General features: G+C 58.5%; 11 protein-coding genes. 6 read left to right on the top strand and 5 right to left on the bottom strand.

What is annotated here, in order from left to right; translation table 11 throughout:
* The first annotated feature begins 53 nt into the window (after positions 1 to 53).
* Complete coding sequence (locus LGH74_RS10035) at positions 54 to 833, top strand: DUF3667 domain-containing protein (RefSeq protein ID WP_226175263.1); 780 nt, start codon at positions 54 to 56, stop codon at positions 831 to 833.
* Positions 834 to 919: 86 nt separating this feature from the next.
* On the opposite strand, the gene LGH74_RS10030 is transcribed toward LGH74_RS10035, so the two are convergent.
* Complete coding sequence (locus tag LGH74_RS10030; RefSeq protein WP_226175261.1) at positions 920 to 2,581, bottom strand: S8 family peptidase; 1,662 nt, start codon at positions 2,579 to 2,581, stop codon at positions 920 to 922.
* Between the two features lie 293 nt (positions 2,582 to 2,874).
* Between LGH74_RS10030 and LGH74_RS10025 the strand changes: the two genes are divergently transcribed.
* The 5 genes from LGH74_RS10025 to LGH74_RS10010 all read left to right on the top strand — a co-directional run bounded on the left by LGH74_RS10025 (position 2,875) and on the right by LGH74_RS10010 (position 10,516).
* Positions 2,875 to 3,603 carry a hypothetical protein gene (locus LGH74_RS10025; protein ID WP_226175253.1) on the top strand — a complete coding sequence of 243 codons (729 nt, stop codon included), beginning with the start codon at positions 2,875 to 2,877 and terminating at the stop codon, positions 3,601 to 3,603.
* A 178-nt stretch (positions 3,604 to 3,781) separates the two neighbouring features.
* Positions 3,782 to 6,403, top strand: coding sequence for a PIG-L family deacetylase (locus LGH74_RS10020; RefSeq protein ID WP_226175251.1), 2,622 nt, complete (start codon positions 3,782 to 3,784; stop codon positions 6,401 to 6,403).
* Between the two features lie 1,100 nt (positions 6,404 to 7,503).
* On the top strand, positions 7,504 to 8,199 hold the full coding sequence (locus LGH74_RS10015; protein WP_226175249.1) for a phosphatase PAP2 family protein: 696 nt from the start codon (positions 7,504 to 7,506) through the stop codon (positions 8,197 to 8,199).
* Positions 8,200 to 8,681: 482 nt separating this feature from the next.
* A complete protein-coding gene (locus LGH74_RS24875) occupies positions 8,682 to 8,810 on the top strand; it encodes a hypothetical protein (protein ID WP_262904583.1) in 129 nt (42 codons plus the stop codon).
* Entirely contained in the window at positions 8,807 to 10,516 is a 1,710-nt protein-coding gene (locus LGH74_RS10010; protein WP_226175248.1) for a sodium:solute symporter family protein, read from the top strand. The genes LGH74_RS24875 and LGH74_RS10010 overlap by 4 nt, the downstream gene beginning before the upstream one ends.
* A 287-nt stretch (positions 10,517 to 10,803) precedes the next feature.
* Here LGH74_RS10010 and LGH74_RS10005 read toward each other — a convergent pair whose 3' ends face one another.
* The 4 genes from LGH74_RS10005 to LGH74_RS09990 form a co-directional block, all read right to left on the bottom strand.
* Positions 10,804 to 11,703, bottom strand: coding sequence for a DUF2911 domain-containing protein (locus tag LGH74_RS10005; protein WP_226175246.1), 900 nt, complete (start codon positions 11,701 to 11,703; stop codon positions 10,804 to 10,806).
* 98 nt (positions 11,704 to 11,801) lie between these two features.
* A complete protein-coding gene (locus LGH74_RS10000) occupies positions 11,802 to 12,374 on the bottom strand; it encodes a hypothetical protein (protein ID WP_226175244.1) in 573 nt (190 codons plus the stop codon).
* A 10-nt stretch (positions 12,375 to 12,384) separates the two neighbouring features.
* Positions 12,385 to 13,020 carry a hypothetical protein gene (locus tag LGH74_RS09995; protein ID WP_226175241.1) on the bottom strand — a complete coding sequence of 212 codons (636 nt, stop codon included), beginning with the start codon at positions 13,018 to 13,020 and terminating at the stop codon, positions 12,385 to 12,387.
* Positions 13,021 to 13,115: 95 nt separating this feature from the next.
* Positions 13,116 to 14,951 (bottom strand): ABC transporter ATP-binding protein, encoded by a 1,836-nt coding sequence (locus LGH74_RS09990; protein WP_226175239.1) that lies wholly within the window; start codon positions 14,949 to 14,951, stop codon positions 13,116 to 13,118.
* Between the last annotated feature and the right edge of the window lie 116 nt (positions 14,952 to 15,067).

Raw genomic sequence — 15,067 nt, 5'->3', positions numbered from 1 at the left:
AGGCCGCGAAAAGTTCTTTCTTTACGGGCCTAGCATTGCCCTTCGGTTGCTCCATGTCTACTTCTGCTTCAGCCCCTTGCCTGAACTGCGGCCAGCCCGAGCTGACAGGAAACTATTGCCCGGCCTGCGGCCAGAAACGCCCGCACCGCCTCTCGGTGAGGCATGTGCTGCACGAAATAGTGCACAGCTTCACTCATGCCGACAGCACCATCGGGCGCTACATAATGCAGGTGCTGCTACAGCCCGGCCAAGTGGTGGCCGATTATCTGGCCGGCCGGCGCAAGCGCTACTTCAACCCGTTCCAGTTTCTGCTGCTGGTCGTGGGCTTTGCCGCCGCGGCTGCCGCGCTGCTGCATTACTACGACCTCACCGGCAACGAAATGCAGCAGCGCTACGCCAGCCACATGGCGGCGCTGCACGTGGCGCGGGTCGGTGAGTATTTTCGCTACGTGGGCAAGTACTATAATATCTGGTGGCTGCTACTGCTCTTGCCGATTTACTCGCTCTTTACCTGGCTCATATACCGGCCACGGGGCCTGAATTACGCCGAAAGCTTTTTCGTGCACGTCGTCATCGGCTCGGCGTTTCATCTGTATCTGCTGGCGCTATGGCTGGGTTTGTGGGCATTACAGATTAAGGTACAGGCCGTCAACAACATTGGCAACTCCCTGCAGGTGCTTATTATTCTGCTGTATCTGGTGCTGGTGAGCCGGCAGGCCCTGGGGCTGCGGTGGGTGGGCGCCATCTGGCGGGCTACGCTGGTGGTGGTGCTCAGCATCATGGCCAGCGTGGGGCTGAACTATGTGGCCTTTCACCTGTACGTGTTTCGCTGAGGCGGCCTTGCCACTACTCGTTTGACAAACAAAAGAGGCAACGACTTGCGCCGTTGCCTCTTTTTGTGGTTGTGTTTACCTCAGATTTATTGGCCCGAGCTGCTGCCTTTCTGGGTTTGCTGGGCGGCCAGCTGCACGGCTTTATACAGATTCACTACGCCGCCGGTGCTCGAAAGCTGGGTGAAGTCCACCGTTTTCTTGTCGCCGGGCTGTGGCACTTTGGTATGTACCGGCGCGGCCGACTGCATGATGATGCGCTTCAAATCAGTGGCCGTGAGCTGGGGGAAGTACGACTTGAGCACTGCTGCTACGCCGGCCACGGTGGGTGCGGCCATGCTGGTGCCGCTTTCATTGCCGTATTTGCTGCCGGGCATAGTGGAGTAAATGCCCACGCCGGGCGCGAAAACGTCGACTTTCTTGCCGTAGTTGGAGAAGTTGGCCGTCAGCTGGGCGTCGTTGGTGCTGCCCGAGGCGCCCACCGTAATAAAGTTGGGATAAGCCGTGCCAGTCAGCGGCGCTGGGGCTGGGTAGTGCGTCACCACGTCCACGTTCTTCGACTCGTTGCCGGCCGCGTGTACCAGCAGCACGCCCTTGGAGCCGGCGTAGCGAATGGCCTCTTCCACCGCGTCGCGGTGGGGCGAGTAGTACTTGCCGAAGCTCATGTTGATGATCTGGGCGCCATTATCCACGGCGTAGCGGATGGCATTGGCTACGTCCTTGTCGTGCTCGTCGCCATTGGGCACGGCCCGCACGCCCATCACGCGCACCGAAGAGCCGGCCACGCCCTGAATGCCGAGGCTATTGTCGCGGTCGGCAGCAATGATGCCGGCCACGTGGGTGCCATGCAGCGCATCGGGGCCGGTAATGTCGGGGTTGCCGTAATTGCGGTCCTTGGTATTGTCTTCGTCGTCGCCCACGATGGCGCGGGGCTTATAGGCCGGGTTGAGCGAGAAGTCGAGGTGCTTCTGGGTTTCCACCGTCCCTTCTTGCACCTGCTTTACTACGGCATCCATATCGGGCAGGCCCGACGATTTCAGGCTTTCGTAGAGCTGGGAAGTAAGACCAATAAGACGGGCATCGGGGTTCTTCACCGGTGGGCGGCGCAGCACAGCAGTATCGATGCGCTCTACGCCCAGCACCATTTTCAGCTGCTCATTGATGCTCGCCAGGTTTTCGGCCAACGGCTTGTATTCTTGCAGCTGCTCGGTTTCTTCCTTCACCTTCTCGGCGAAGTCCTTCTTCACTTTCTGATAAAGGTCGTACTCGGCCCGCTTGGCAGCCGGCACTGCCGTCCGGACTTTACCCTCGTACAGCGGCTTGAGCTTGGCAACCAGGCGGGTTTCCTCATACAGGTCCACGTCCACGTTGCGGCCGTCTTTGCCGCCCAGGAAATTCCAGCCGTGAATGTCGTCCACGTAGCCGTTCTTATCGTCGTCGATGCCGTTGCCCACGATTTCGCGCGGGTTTTTCCACAGCACCCGCTTCAGATCCTCGTGGGTGGTATCGATGCCGGCATCAATGACGGCCACGATGACGGGAGAGGCGGTGCGGGTTTTGAGCAGCTCATCGTAGGCGCGCTGGGTACTGATGCCCATTACCTTGTCCTTCTGCGGGTCGAGGTGCGTCCATTGCTGCACGGTAGCGGCCGGCGGCGGGGTAGGAGCCAATACACTTTGGGCGAAGGAAGCGGCCGGCAGCAGCAGCGCCAGCCCCAGAGAATTTAAAAACAAACGGGAAATGAAGCTCATGCGGCAATAGGTCGGGGAGAGATAGGAAAAGGCAAGATAGAACCACTGACGGCAATTGGCGGAAACCGTTGCCGCGCCGGTGGGTTTCAGTGCCAAACCATTATCGTACCGCTATATGTTCCCGCCACGGGCATATCCGGCCCGGCAGCCGTTCAACGCATAGGCCGGGGCATAGCTGGCGGAGTATTTTTCCTGGGCAACTTACTGGTAGCTGCCGCTTTCTGCTGAATAATGTTCCAGTTCCCAGCTCTGCTGCGGCCGAAAAATTTATCTTCCGGCCCGCCTTGACCCGTATGGGCCCTCCGCTACCCGTGAAAAACCTGCTGAAAAGCCTGCCGGTCCTGCTGCTGGCCGCCTGTTCCACCCCCGACCGTTCGCCCAGCCAGCCGCCCGAGGTCCCAGCCGCCTCCACCGTGCCGCCGCTGAACACGCCCAATTCAGACTCCTGTCACGCTTTTCTGCGGCAAACCATTCGTATTTCCTTTCGGGACCACTACGACGTGCGCAGCGACGGGGGCTACTTTTTCTACGCCCGTACCTACAGTCTTGATGCCGACATTGTCGCCAAGCTGGCCCCGCCCGACAGTGCCGACCCTGCTATTCGGCCAGCCGTTTTTCTCAACACGCCCCCGGCCGTGCTGCGCGAGTTCCGACAGCAGATCCTAACCTTGGATACCGCCGCACAACGCCGCTTTGCGTGGCAGCCGAAGCTGCTGGGGCAGTTCGTGTTTGTGCGCAGCACCGCCGATACGCTCAGCCCCGCCCGGGCCCGGCAGGTGCAATTCATCACCCCGGCCCAGCGCCAGGAAATCAGCGCGGCCATAGCCGAGTGGAACCGCGGGCCGCAGCAAGACCGCTTCGTGAGCTACGCCAGTCTGCCCCTGTTTTCGGCCAGTGGCCGCTACGTGCTTATCGTGCGCGGCCAGGCTCAGCAAAGCATCGGCTGGGACTCCATCTTTATCTACGAACGAACTGCCCAGGGCTGGAAAATCATCGACAGCGGCCAGATATCCACTATTTAAGCACCCGGCAGCCTCGGCTGCGCAGCTCTTGTGGTGCGGGCCGCCAGCCGAGCCAGCCCACGGGCAACGTGCCGGAGCGGCCCGCAAAACCGCTGGCCACCTGGCCTCCGGCTAAAATTCGCCTCGGCGCGAAACGGCTGTCTACTAACTTCACGGCCCTAATCCGGTTTGTTCGCTTATGCGCTTCTTTTCCTTTTCTGCTGCCCGTTACGCCACGGCTTTGCTGCTGGCCTGCGGCACCCTGCTGCCCGCCGCCCACGCCCAGGCTCCGAAAACCTACACCTCCTCGGAAATCCTGCTGGGCCTCAAAAAGCTCAACGTGCTGGGCTCGGTCATGTACATGGCCGCTCATCCCGACGATGAAAACACCCGCCTGATTGCCTACATGGCCAACGGCCGCCTGCTCGAAACCGGCTACCTGAGCTGCACCCGCGGCGACGGGGGCCAGAACCTCATTGGCCCCGAACTGCGCGAGCAGCTCGGCGTGATTCGTACCCAAGAGCTGCTGGCGGCCCGTCGCATCGACGGCGGCCGGCAGTTCTTTACCCGCGCCAACGACTTCGGCTTCTCCAAAACCGCCGAGGAAACCTTCACCATCTGGAACAAGGAGCAGGTGCTGGCCGATATGGTCTGGGTGATCCGGCAGCGCCGGCCCGACGTGCTCATCACCCGCTTCCCGCCCGACGCCCGCGCCGGCCACGGCCACCACACGGCCTCCGCCATTCTGGCCGCCGAAGCCTTCGACGCCGCCGGGGACTCCAAGCGTTTCCCCGAGCAGCTGCAGTACGTGCAGGTGTGGCAGCCCAAGCGCCTGTTCTGGAACACCGGCTCCTTTTTCGTGAAGCCCGGCGAAAACATGGACGGCTACCTTAAGCTCGATGCCGGCGGCTACAACCCGCTGCTGGGCCAGAGCTACGGCGAAATTGCCGCCCGCAGCCGCTCCCAGCACAAAAGCCAGGGATTCGGCTCGGCCGCCACCCGCGGCGAGGCGCTGGAGTACCTACAACAGGTAAAAGGCGACAAGGCCAACAAAGACCCCTTTGAAGGCATCGACCAAAGCTGGAACCGACTCAAGGATGGCGCGGCCGTGGGAAAGATGATTGACGAAGTGATTCGCAAGTATGACCCGGCTAATCCGTCGGCTAGTGTCGCCGGGCTGTTGGCCGTTAGGGAAAAAATGGCTGGCTGGGGGGGCATTTATGGAGCGAACCGAACCAAACAAGCCGATTACTTCTGGATAGAAACAAAACGCGAACAGCTCGAACAACTCATTCAGGCCTGCACGGGCTTATTCTTAGAAGCAACAGTTGCTGAGCCGAGTGTTGCGTCGGGGCAAACGTTGCCAATAACCATTACGGCTCTGAACCGCTCTTCGGTATCGGTGGGCGTAGTGAGTATCGGCGCCAACGGCTTCGGTACAGCTAACCCGGTAAATAAAGATTTGCTGGCCGGACAAACGCTAGCTCTGCCTCTGAATGTGCCGCTAAATGCCCAGGTGCCTGCCTCGCAGCCTTATTGGTTACGGGAGCCAGGTACGGTGGGTATGTACGCCGTGCCAGCTCAGATAATGATACCACAGGCGGAGCCAACTGCGGCTAACAAGGCACTACAGTCCACTGGGAAAGAAAATCAACGGGTCATTATTCAGCAGCAGCTAGTTGGCAATGCGGAAACACCGGGGTATCTGGCCGTTGAGGTGCAAGCCAAAGTGCAGGGCGAATATGTGACCTACACCGTCCCCGTCCAATACAAAAGCACCGACCCGGTAGAAGGGGAGAAGTACCGCCCGCTCACTGTAGTGCCACCCGTGGCCGTCAACATCGGCGGCCACGCCTACGTCTTCGCCGATAACTTGCCCAAAACCGTCCCCGTGACGTTGCGCGCCGGGAAGGCCGGCGTGAAAGGCACCCTGGCCCTCACGCTGCCCGCCGGCTGGAAAGCCGAGCCCGCCAGTATTCCCTTCGACCTCGCTGCCAAAGACGCCGAGCAAACCGTGCAGTTTCGGGTGCAGCCCGGCCCCGGCGCGGCCGAGGGCAAATCAGAGCTGCGGGCCGTGGCTACCGTGGACGGCCAGGCGTATTCGCGCGGCTACCAGGCCATCCAGTACAACCACATTCCGACCCAGACGCTGTTTCCTGAAGCCGTGGCCCCGCTCGTCAAGCTCGACCTCAAGCGTAAGGGCCAGGAAATCGGCTACCTCATGGGCGCCGGCGACGACGTGCCCGACGCGCTGCGCCAGATCGGCTACAACGTGACCCTGCTTAAGCCCGACGACCTCACCCCCGACTACCTCCGCCGCTTCGACGCGGTGGTGCTCGGCATCCGGGCCTACAACACCCTCGACCGGCTCAAAACCCTGCAGCCCAACTTGCTTAAGTACGTCGAAAATGGTGGCAACGTCATCGTCCAGTACACCGTCAACCGCGGCACCGTGCTGCCCGAAATCGGCCCGTACCCCATGAAGCTCAGCAACGACCGGGTCACCGTCGAAAATGCCCCCGTTACTTTCCTCAACCCCAAGCAGCCGCTACTGAATACGCCCAACAAAATCACCGCCAAGGACTTCGAAGGCTGGCAGCAGGAGCAGGGCCTCTACTACCCCAGCCAGTGGGATGCCAAATACCAGACGGTCATCAGCAGCCACGACCCCGGCGAGCCGGCCAAGGAAAGCGCCATCCTCGTGGCCGACTACGGCAAAGGTCACTACATCTACACCGGCCTTTCGCTTTTCCGCGAGCTGCCCGCCGGCGTCCCCGGCGCCTACCGCCTGCTCACCAATATGGTGTCATTGGGTAGATAAGACAGAAGCACAAATACATGGGATATAGTGCGCGCCGACTAACCTTGCGTTGGTATAAAGCAGAGTCCGAGTAGTTTCAGTTTTGATTGCGTACAAAAATGATGTTTGGTCATTCAAAAGCCATTTTCCTGATATAGGATCACTATTTTCAAATGATGCTGCCGAAATATATTATATCGAAATCAACTTTGTGCCTTTGCTGGTAATAATTTATCTCTTGATTTATGTAAGAAGGTGGCTGGTGTAAGTGTGTTTATTGAATAATTGTTTTCTGTGTTGTAATTTTTTAATAAACAGTTTCTTTCTTTGTTTGATGACAAAAAAAGAAACTGTTTATTATTTAAAAGGCTAGTTCTAGATGTATGACTCTAGCCGATAACACTCGTGCTAGACGATAAAAACTGCTTATGCGTTTTCTGAGTATTTGGCTAGTAATGTTTCTCTTATGTGGCTTTATGGCTGTCATGTTCTCGTTGGGACTTGCCAACGAGATACAAGTCAAGGAAATAGCGCAATCAGGAAAGCTTGTCGACGTTGATGTACTACGCGTTGCTGAACACAATCAAGGAAAACGGTATTTTTACTCCTTGCATTTCCTGTACCAACAGCAAGAATATACAGCGCAGATTGACCGGGAGTATAGGGCTTATGTGTAAAATCTGAAGTCTACGAAACGGCTTCATTTGTCCAAATATCCGACTGTATTTATTCAGCCGGGCATGAGTCAAAAAGGAGAGCTAATATCTAGCTTCATTCTCATCGGATTCATGGCTTTTGTAACAGTATATAGCTTGGTTAAATGGATTAGAATCAGCACATAAAGTTGTGCCCCTAATTAGCACTAACCGCCGCGCTCCATCTAACGGTGCTATAACACAGTATAACGGGCCGCTAATCGTGAAGTGAGCCGTGAGCTAGAACCCCATCGGGTACGGTAGCCTGCCTATTGATCCAAAAAGCCCTCTTCCGTGATAACAGAAGAGGGCTTTTTGTAAAAAGCATAGCCAACCACGAAACTCAACCAGAAGGAACAAACCACCAACTCATCCGGGTTTGCCCAGCGCAATAGCGTAGCTTCACCGCCACCCTCACGCCCATCCATGTTCCCTAGCCCCGCGCTACTCACACCCCGCCAGTTTCTGCGTCTCACGGCCGGGCTGTTGCCCGCCTGCCTGCTGCTCATCCTCTGGCTCGACCAGCCCCTGGCCCGCTTCATCCACCAGCACTGCGCTGCCTGGCAGCCCTTTTTCGGCAGCTTCACCGGTGCCGCTGAACTCATCTACGAAGCCACGCTTCGGGCCCGCCTGTTCAAAATCCCGGCCCTGTTTCTGGGATTGGGCATCAGTTACGTCGTGGGCCGGTGGCTGCTGAAGCTGCCGCAGGCCAATGTGTTTCTCGTGCTGCTGCTAGTTCACCTGGCCAGCGTGCCCACGTCCAACGTGCTCAAAGGTGTGCTAAACCGCCTGCGCCCCGCCGCCTTATTTAACCCTGGCTACCCCGGTTTGGGCTTCAACTACCCTCACCACCCGCACACAGGGTCTTTTCCCAGCGCCCATACCGCTACGTTCTTCAGCCTGTTTTTACCGTTAGTGCTGGCTTTCCCGCGCTTACGGCCCCTGCTGATCGTGCCCGTACTCATCGGCCTGGGCCGCCTGGTGCTCGATATGCACTACCTCTCCGATGTGCTGTTCTCCGTCTGGCTCGTCGTGCTCTTCACCTTTCTGGCCAGCCAACTCGCCCGGCTGCCCGCCATTGCCGGCCCCCAAGCAGCGCTGCCCCAAAATCAGCGTCTGTAAGTGGCAATAAGCAACGATTGACCCCGCCCACCCGATGTAGAGACGCATACTTGGGTCTCGTCGTTGAACGGCCCGCGCCTGAATAACCCCGTTACCAACACCGTCAGCAACGATTGAAACGCAAATACGCGTCTCCACACCCCATCAGCCTTCACCTGCCACCCGCCACATAGTGCCTACTGCCCGTCAGCCTTCACCTACCACCTGACAGATATCTGCTGCACTGTGCCACATAGCTCCTGCACTGCGTCAGACATCTCCTGCATGGCGCCAGATATCTGCCGCACTCCGCCACGTATCTCCTGCAAAGGATCAGCCTATTCCTGCACCCCGCCACACAGCTATCCGACAGCCTGAACCCAGTGCCTTTTTCGCGTTGACACTCGTCAGGCTCTCCCTCTCTCAGGGCGAGGGGGCAGGGGGAGGTTCCGCCGCCTCGCGCTATCTTGCCGTTCCAATCCGCCCACTAATTCAACCGCCCCTTGCCCGCCGCCCCCGAAACCGATAAACCCCCGCTGCTCGACTCCTGGCGGGCCTGGTATGCCCTGGTAATGGCTGCCCTGGCCGCCGAGCTGGTTTTGTTCCTGATCCTGACCCGCACCTTCGCATGAGTCTGCTCGACTGGCTCGTACTCGGCGGCACCCTGCTCTTCATCGTGGGCTACGGCACTTGGCGCACCCGGGGCAGCCACACCCTCGACGCCTACCTGCTCGGCAACCGGCAGGCTGGCTGGTGGGGCATCGGCCTGAGCATCATTGCCACCCAGGCCTCGGCCGTCACCTTCCTCAGCACCCCCGGCCAGGCCTACGACGACGGGATGCGCTTCATTCAGTTCTACTTCGGCCTGCCCCTGGCCATGGTGCTCATTGCCGCCGTGGCCGTGCCCATCTACCAGCGCCTCCAGGTATTTACGGCCTACGAATACCTCGAAACCCGCTTCGACCGCCGCACCCGCACCCTGGCCGCCGTGCTGTTTCTGGTGCAGCGCGGCCTGAGCAACGGCCTCTCGCTCTACGCGCCGGCGCTGGTACTATCGGCCATTCTGGGCTGGAACGTGAGTTTTACCGTCTGGCTTATTGGCGGGCTGATGATTAGCTATACTGTGGCCGGCGGCACCCGGGCCGTAGCCGTTACCCAGCAGTGGCAGGTGGCCGTCATCTTCACCGGCATGGTGGTGGCCGGCTACCTGCTGGTACATTACCTGCCTGCTGGTGTGGGCTTCACCGAAGCCGTACAGGTAGCCGGCTTCCACGGCAAGATGAACCTCATCGACTTCCACTTCGACCCCAAGGACCGCTACAATTTCTGGACCGGCATGACCGGCGGCCTGTTCCTGGCCCTCTCGTACTTCGGCACCGACCAAAGCCAGGTGCAGCGCTACCTATCCGGCCAAAGCACTACCGAAAGCCGCCTGGGCCTGCTCATGAACGGCCTCGTGAAAGTGCCCATGCAGTTCGGCATCCTGCTTATCGGGGTGCTGCTGTTCGTGTTCTACCAGTTCAACCAGCCCCCGCTCACCTTCAATATTCCCGTGCGCGAGCAAATTGCCCAAAGCCCCCAGTACGCCCGGGGGCTGCACGAGCTGGAGAAGCGCCAGACCACGCTGTTTCTGGCCCGGCGCGAAGCCACCACCGAGCTGGTAGAGGCCCTGCAAACCGAAAACGCAGTGCTGATTGCTGCCGCCCGCACCCACCTGCAAACTACTGAAGCGGCCACCCGCGGCCTGCGCACCGAAACTCAGACCTTCCTGCGGCAGGCAGCGCCCACCGCCGAAGCCAAGGACACGGACTACATCTTCCTCTCCTTCGTGCTGCGCTACATGCCCCACGGCCTCGTTGGCCTGCTGATTGCGGTAGTGCTCAGCGCCGCTATGAGCTCCGCCGCCGCCGGCCTCAACGCCCTGGCCAGCACCACCATCATTGACCTCTATAAACCCTCGCGCCCCCATCTGGGCGAGCTGCACTGCGTGCGGGCCTCGCGCTGGGCTACCATCGGCTGGGGCGTGCTGGGTATCGGCTTCGCCCTCTTCGCCGCCCGCCTCGAAAACCTGATTCAGGCCGTCAACATCCTGGGCTCCATCTTCTACGGCACCATTCTGGGTATATTCGTGGTGGCCTTTTTCATGAAGAATATCGGTAGCCGGGCCGTGTTCCGGGCCGCCATTGCTACCCAGCTGCTCATCTTCCTGCTCTTCTTCACCACCGATATTGCCTACCTCTGGTACAACATCATCGGCTGCGCCCTCGTGATGCTGCTGGCCCTGCTCAGCCAGAAAACCAGCCCCGAACCAGCCCGAGCCGTAGCCCGCCCGGTGTAGCAGGCCGCCGTGTCATTGCGAATCTATTGTCCTTGCGAGCAGCGCGAAGCAATCCGTCCTCTGAAATGTGTTGCGCTGCCTTCACTGACAAACCCGGACGCCGAAATGATGCAACGCGAAGTGGAACTTCGCGCTACAATAAAAAGCCCTTTACTCCGGCTGGAATAAAGGGCTTTCCGGTAAAAGGGAGCGTCTTACTGCGCAGAGGACGGATTGCCGCGCTTCGCCCGCAATGACAGGCGGAGCATTAGCACATCAGCACATTCCTCACATCAGCATATTACAACCTACTTGGCTTTCTTGGCCTGGGCAATCAGCTCGTCGTTCATCTTGGCGTAATCGGCGTTTTTAGCTTCTACGGCCAGCTTCTTCGACTGCTCGGCAGCCGTGGTGGCGCCTTTGTAGTCCTTCATCTTCATCCGGATTTTAGCCTCGGTGTGCACGTTCCAGAACTTGGCGTCCTTCTCGTTGGCCTTCTGAATCCAGCTCAACGCCTGCTTCAGGTCCTTGTCGTTGTCGTAGTAGTAGACGGCGGCGGCGGCGTAGTCGTTGGCCGTAGCCGCGGTGCCTTTCACCACTTTCTCGTCAATCTGGGCCATAACCTTCGTGTCTACGTCGGTCGTGATTTTAAACTTGGCGCTGGTCAGTTCCCACTGCATGTCTACGTTGGCGGTAGAAGGCGTGAGGTCCGAGAAATTGATGGTGAAGGTTTCCACCTTGTTGGCCAGCTTGGTGGACTTGGCCGAAATGCGGGCCACCTCATCAGCCGCCTTGAAGCCGTCGACGTCGGCGCCCTGCTTGGTGTTTTTGCTCAGCACCACCGTCCAGATGGTTTTGCCCGGAATGGTGTAGAGGCCATATTCGCCGGCCGGAATCTTCTTGCCTTCCAGCACCACGTCATCCGCAAACTTGATGGTGGTAGTCTGGTTGGCACCCGTGCGCCAGCGCTTGGCAAACGGCACGATGGCCTTGGAGGTAGAGTCGCCGAACACCAGGCGGCCTTTCACGCTGGGGCGCGAATAGGTGATGGTAACGTCGGTGAGGCCCACGCGCTGGGTAACGGTGCTTTTGGGGCTGGCGGCGGGCGTGGCAATCTGGGCCGAGGCCGCGCCGCTGAGCAGCAAGCCGCTTACGAGCAGAGTGGCCCCCAGGGCGCGCGAAGACTTCGGAAAGGAAGTAGAGAACATAGGAAAGGTGATTGTGGAGAAGTTGATGGGGTAAAAATAGCAAAACCCGCCGCATGGACGGGTTTGTACCGGCAGAAAATGCTAAAATAATTAGAAATTTATGCTAACTCAGTAGTCGGCGCCACGTCCTGCGCCACTAGCAGCCGTTCAATATCGGCGGCCGTAGCCGGGGGCTGCACTAGGCTCAGCTTCAGGTAATAGCAATGCTCTACGGAGGTGTAGAGCAACACCCAGCCTGGTACCTGCTGAATGCTGTAGAAGTCAGTCCAGCGGAAGAAGCGGGAGCGGCCGGCTTGCGTGACGGTAACGCCTTTCGGCTCGGCGGAAAAGCCGGTAGCCTGCTGCTTGTCGGGGAGTTGGCGGTAGGCCTGCCGGTATTTCCACCACTGATGAAGCAGGCCTAGTACTGTAGAAATGGCATACAGGATGAGCCACCCGACCAGCTGTTTGGGGCGTACCAGGGAGAACACCGTAAACAAAGCGGCCCCCACCAATACCCAGCGCCAGGCTTTCATTTTCCAGGACTCGGAGGCAACGGACTTAGAAGCTGGCTGCTCGGGGTAGCGCCGCCGCTGCTGCTCCTGGTGAATGGCTTGGTAGTCGGCAAACGAAACGGCGGCCGGCGCTACCTGGATGGGGGCAGAAAGGGTGGAGGTAGAAAGAGTCGGCAACTTAAAGCAATTATATAGAATACGGTTGCGGTTCCTGATCTGCGAGCAGAGTGACTCGGTGGATACCTTGGTTGCGCAACAGCTGAAACAGGCGTTTTACCCGCGCGGTTGATTGGCGTCGATCCACCCGAAGGTTGACATGCAAGGCGCTGCCGTATAGTGCGCGAGTCACAGAAATACTGGTAGCAATATATTCTGACAACTCATCATTCCCCAAAATGGACGGAATACCTGTGCTTATCTGCTGGCGTTCCTGTATAGAATCTGGAATCCACATGGGCAGTTGTCGGATATCCTGACTTAGAAATGGGGTATTTCGTTGCTCCCGAAGTTGGGCTGCAGAAAGCCGTATCTGATGCTTCTTAGCTATTTGCCGAACAATTGCCAGTTGCAGATCCTGCTCGCTTATAGTAATATAAGCTCGGCTTTTTGCGTCGATGGAAATAGTTAGGCTATAACCTTCTGGTAGGATACAGATATAATTACGCGTGGCAGTAGGCAATTGTAAATAAGGCTCTGCAAAAGGAGACTGAGGCCGGCCTATTGCCATATAGAATAAAACCAGAACAAACGCCATTGCAGCCGTACCGCTCATGCCGTGCGAATACATGATAGGGTGACGACGGACGTAAGGCAAAGTCTGCATAAGGCATAGAGGACATATTCGGCAAGTAAGATAACCGTTAGAAACAGAAAGGGCGAAGCAATGCTTCGCCCTTTCTACTCACAAATTGGCTGCGCTTAGCTCAGCTCAAACTGCAGCTTCAGCAGATTGGCGTACAGCCCGTTTTCACTGTTGCTGAGCTCGTCGTGGGTGCCCTGCTCCACGATACGGCCGCCGTCGATAACCAGAATCTTGTCGACTTTGCGGATGGTGCTCAGGCGGTGGGCAATGATGATGCTGGTGCGGTTCTGCATCAGCTCGTCCATGGCGCCCTGCACCAGCTTTTCGCTTTCCGAGTCGAGGGCCGAGGTGGCTTCGTCGAGGAGCAGGATGGCCGGGTTTTTCAGGATGGCGCGGGCAATGGCAATGCGCTGCCGCTGTCCGCCCGAGAGCTTCACTCCCCGCTCGCCCACCAGCGTGTCGAGGCCTTCGGGGAAGGAGGCAATGAACTGCCAGGCGTTGGCCTTGCGCGCCGCCGCCATGATTTCCTCGTCGGTGGCATCCAGCTTGCCATAGGCAATGTTCTCCCGGATGGAGCCGCCAAAGAGCAGCGTTTCCTGGGGCACGATGCCGATATGGCGGCGCAGCTCGGTGAGGTCGTAGAGCTGAATATCGCGCCCATCGACCAGGATTTTGCCGCCGCTCAGCTCGTAAAACTGCATCAGTAACTGCACAATGGTGCTTTTGCCCGCGCCCGAGGGGCCCACCAGCGCAATCTTCTCGCCGGCCTGAATGTCGAAGTCGATGTTTTTGAGCACCGGCAGATCGGGGCGGGTAGGGTAGCTGAAGGCCACGTTGCGGTACTCGATGTCGCCGCGCACCTGCAGCGGGGCGGTGCCGGCCACGCGGGGCCGGTGGGTGGGCTCGGAGGGCTCGTCGAGGATTTCCAGAATCCGCTCGGAGGCGCCCAGCGTGCTTTGCACCTTGCCATAGAGCTCACCCAGGCCGCCCACAGAAGCCCCGATAAAGATGGTGTAGAGCGCAAAGGAAGTCAGGTCGCCGATGGTCATCTGGCCGGCTGCTACCAGGGAAGCCGCCCGCCACAGCACCATAATGATGCCGCCAAACAAGCCAATAATGACAAACGACACGAAGCCGCCGCGGTAGAGGTTGCTGCGCAACGCGGCCTGCACGGTACGGGTGAGCGAGGCGCCGTAGCGGTTGGTTTCAAACTGCTCGTTGGTAAACGCCTTCACCGTGTTGATGCCCTGCAGGGTTTCTTCCACGATGACGTTCGTTTTGGCCAGCTCTTCCTGGGTCTGCTTGGCCAATACCCGGATTTTGCGGCCGAAAATCATGGCCACCACCACGATGGGCGGGAAGGTAAGCAGCATAAACAACGAGAGCTTCACCGACACCAGCATGATGAAGGTGATGCCTACTATCAGCGTGGTTACCTGCCGAAACAGCTCGGCCAGGGTCAGGGAAAACGAGTCCTGAATCATGGCCACATCCGACGTGATGCGGGAGGTGATGGCGCCCACGCGGTGCTTCTCGAAATAAGGAATGGGCAGCGTGACAAACTTGCGGTAGAGTGCCTGGCGAATGTCGCGCACGGTAAACTCACTGACCTGCGTAAACAGCCAGATGCGACCAAACGAAAAAGTGCCCTGCACCAGAATAACGGCAAACAGGCCCAGCGCAATCTGGTTGATGGTAATGACGTGGCCGTTGGGCAGCAGAAAAGGCTTGCCGTTGGCCGTGTCGGTGAGCTTGCCGATGACCCAGGGAAAGGCCATGGTCGTAGCGCTGGACAAGGCCAGCAGGATCATGCCGAAGACAAACTTAACGCGGTAGGGCAGCACGTAGCGGAAAATCCGCAGGCCGTGCTGAAAGCTCTCCTTGGTTATTTTCTTTTTGGGCACGTCCGGATCAAGGGTCGTGCCGCTGGTATTCATTCCACTTCTAGCCATTCTGGGTACTTAGTGCTTAGTACTTAGTGCTTAGTTGTTGGGCGTTGGTGCTTAGTTGAAAAGGTGCTGCATATTCAAATAGTAGCCGCAAACACCAATAACTAAGCACCAAGCAC

The organism is Hymenobacter lucidus, from assembly GCF_020447265.1.
GTDB classification, from domain to species: domain Bacteria; phylum Bacteroidota; class Bacteroidia; order Cytophagales; family Hymenobacteraceae; genus Hymenobacter; species Hymenobacter lucidus.
The sequence above is the reverse complement of the archived record's forward strand: the minus strand, read 5'-3'. Positions and strand labels throughout refer to the sequence as shown.